The sequence below is a fragment of the Sulfurivirga sp. genome (assembly GCF_015490265.1).
GTDB lineage: Bacteria > Pseudomonadota > Gammaproteobacteria > Thiomicrospirales > Thiomicrospiraceae > Sulfurivirga.
Genome location: NZ_WFYD01000127.1, coordinates 1 through 2,788 on the forward strand (window position 1 = coordinate 1; position 2,788 = coordinate 2,788).

The 2,788-nt window shown below is 65.2% G+C and carries 5 protein-coding genes; 3 read left to right on the forward strand and 2 right to left on the reverse strand.

The window, feature by feature from the left end:
- Nucleotides 1–276: 276 nt before the first annotated feature.
- Both F8K16_RS08255 and F8K16_RS08260 read right to left on the reverse strand, forming a co-directional pair.
- Nucleotides 277–819, reverse strand: coding sequence for an NYN domain-containing protein (locus F8K16_RS08255; protein ID WP_294949283.1), 543 nt, complete (start codon nt 817–819; stop codon nt 277–279).
- Entirely contained in the window at nt 812–1,261 is a 450-nt protein-coding gene (locus F8K16_RS08260; RefSeq protein ID WP_294949286.1) for an FxsA family protein, read from the reverse strand. Before F8K16_RS08260 ends, F8K16_RS08255 begins: the two co-directional genes overlap by 8 nt.
- A 115-nt stretch (nt 1,262–1,376) precedes the next feature.
- Here F8K16_RS08260 and F8K16_RS08265 point away from each other — a divergent pair, with 115 nt between their 5' ends.
- From F8K16_RS08265 to F8K16_RS08275, 3 genes are all read left to right on the forward strand, one after another.
- The gene (locus F8K16_RS08265) at nt 1,377–1,781 is read left to right on the forward strand and encodes a thioredoxin fold domain-containing protein (RefSeq protein ID WP_294949289.1); all 405 of its coding nucleotides are present in this window, start codon (nt 1,377–1,379) and stop codon (nt 1,779–1,781) included.
- Entirely contained in the window at nt 1,778–2,398 is a 621-nt protein-coding gene (locus tag F8K16_RS08270) for a TetR/AcrR family transcriptional regulator (RefSeq protein WP_294949293.1), read from the forward strand. The genes F8K16_RS08265 and F8K16_RS08270 overlap by 4 nt, the downstream gene beginning before the upstream one ends.
- Nucleotides 2,376–2,788, forward strand: a 413-nt coding sequence (locus F8K16_RS08275) for a hypothetical protein (RefSeq protein ID WP_294949298.1), incomplete at its 3' end; no start/stop codon positions are given. The genes F8K16_RS08270 and F8K16_RS08275, both read left to right, overlap by 23 nt.

Below are 2,788 nucleotides of genomic sequence, written 5' to 3' on the forward strand. Positions count from 1 at the left end.
GGCTGGTGCAGAAGCTCTACCAGGTGGAGTGACAGCCGGCACGGCCACTTTTACGGCCGGTCAGGCCGCTTTCCGCCTGAATTTCCAGCGCGCGCCGGCGCGGGCAAAACGCCGTCCTGCAAAAATGGGGGAGACCCCGTCCTCCCGGCACGAAAAGCACCGAAAACCGCGCGGACACCCCGCTTCGGAACATTTTCAGGCCGGGTGGACAGAAAAAAAAGCGGCGCAAAGACGCCGCCGGAGAACGAGCCCGCAAAAACGGGGGAGACCCCGTCCTCACTCCTTGGCGAAGCGGGCCATGTGCCGGTCGAGCCAGATGACCCGGTTGGCATAGGCCTGCAGGTCGGGCGAGACGCTGTCGGAAAAGCCGGCCAGCCATACTTCCTTGTGCTGCACCTCGCGGGCGAAGGCGATGGCGTCCTCGAAGTCGCCGTCACCGGTGGAGAGCACCAGCCGGTCATACTGGTCCTGCGCCGCCAGCCGCACGATGAGCGTGGCGATGCCCACATCCACTCCCTTCTGCACCGTGCGGTCGAAGGTATGGCCACAACTGGGGCAGGTCACCTGCATGGATTTGAGCGCGTAGAGTTTCACCCGCATCTGCGGCCCGTAGGGCGGCGCCTTCTTCAGCCAGCTGTGAAAATGATCCTGCGCCTCGGAAGGCGGGTTGGGCGTGGAGTTGAGATAGTAGGCGTCATAGAAAGGGGCGCCGCTCTCCTCCTCGAGAAAGCGGCGCAGCCTGAGGTAGTCGAAACGGCCGGGCGCCGCCTTCATCAGATAGCTGCCGTCCACGATCCAGATGACGCGCATGTCACTCATGGCGGCTCGCCTCCGGCGGCAGCCCCTCGGTGTCCCGGCGCCAGACCACCTCGCCCTCCACGATCACCGCGTCATTGGCGGCACCCCGGGCACGCGCAGTGCGCAGCCAGCGCGCCGCCAGCCGGTGGCGCACGCCCGGCAGCAGCAGCGCCAGCCCCAGCGCGTCGGTGATGAAGCCGGGAATCAGCAGCAGCATGCCGCCCAGCAGGATGAGCGCCCCTTCCAGCATGGCCTGCTCCGGCACCATGCCCTGCGCCAGCTGCACCTGCAGCCGCTGAAGCGTCATCAACCCCTGCTGACGCATCAGCCAGGCGCCCACCAGCGCGGTGAGAAGCACCAGCGCGATGGTGGGCAGCGCACCGATCACACTGCCCACCTGAATGAGAAAGAACAGCTCCACAGCCGGCACCAGCAGCAGAGCGAGAAAAATCCAGCGGAACATGATCACTCCTTGACAGGGCGCAGGGCGCCAGTTGAAGTCCCTGTCATTGTAATGTTTTTGCGCCAGCGGCGGCGCGGGCATTAGAATGAACGTTCGTTCCAATGGAGATTGACGCATGCGCGCACTTCTGCTCACCCTGCTGCTGGCCGTTGCCGACGCCACCCACGCTGAAACGCCCCGCTGGTATGTGGTGCTGTTCACCGTAGACGGCTGCCACTTCTGCGAGATGATGCGCGAGCGGGTCATCAAGCCCATGATCGCCACCGGCGATCTGCCACCGCAGCAGTTCTACGAGATCAACATGACCGACAAGGGGGAATGGTTCTACTTCGACCCCATGGACGCCTACCTGCAGAAACGGGACCTGTACAGGAAATATGACCTGGGCCTGTTCCCCACCACGGTCATCCTCAACGGCCGGGCGGAACTGATCAGCCCGAAGCTGGTGGGCATCACCACGCCGGAAAAATTCCAGCGCCAGCTTACCGACGCCCTGCAAAAGCTGGAAGCTGCGCCATGAGCCTGACGCCCTTCGCCGATCAGGACGCCACCGGTCGGCGGGTGCTGAGCGCCGCGCTGCGGCTGTTCGTGGAAAAGGGCTACTTCAACACCAGCGTGGCGGACATCGTGCGCGCCTCCGGGGTCAGCACCGGCGCCATCTACCACCGTTTCGGCGACAAGCAGCATCTGGCCGAAACACTGCTGGACAGTCTGATGCGCGGCATCGAAAACCAGTTCGCCACCCTGCTGACCGGCGACAGCGACCCGCTGACGCGCATCCGCGCGCTCATTCGCCTCATGCTGCAACAGGCGGAGGCGGACCCGCAGATGGTCACCTTCATCCTCTACGCCCGCCATCGGGAATTCCTGCCGGAGCACCCGCCCATCTGCGCCCTGCGCCCGTTCGAACTGATGCGCGATCTGGTCACCGAGGCGCAACGGGCGAGCCTGCTGCCTGATCTGGACCCGCTGGTGCTGAGCGCACAGGTGTTCGGCCCCACCCTGCGGCTGATTCAGGCGCGCATCGACGGCGTGCTGCCCCGGCCCCTGCCCGACTATGAGGCCGATCTGCTGCGGGCGCTGGACTATCTGATGCAAGAGGGAGACAGGAACCATGCTGCAGCTGCGATGGCGTGACCATGACTGGCGCCACTGGGCGCTAACCGACCTGCTGCTGGCCTGGGCGCTTGTCGGCGGCGAGCCCCATGCCCTGTGGCTGGCCATCGCCCTCAACCTGATCGAAACCGCCCGTTGCCTGTGGCAGACGCGCGACCCGTGGGCCTTTCCCGCACAGGTGCGCTGGCACTACACACTCATGCTCATCGCCGGGCTGTGGCCGCCGCTGCAATGGATTCTGTGGCTGCAGCTTCTCGGCACCACCGCCATGGTGCTGTTCAACTACTGCCCGCTGGCGCGCCTGCTGGTGCTGCTCTATCCGTTCAACCGCTCGGAGCCCTTTTCCGCCGCGCTGGTGCGCCGGGTGATACTCACACCACCGGTCAAGGGCTCCATTCGGCAAACAGACAC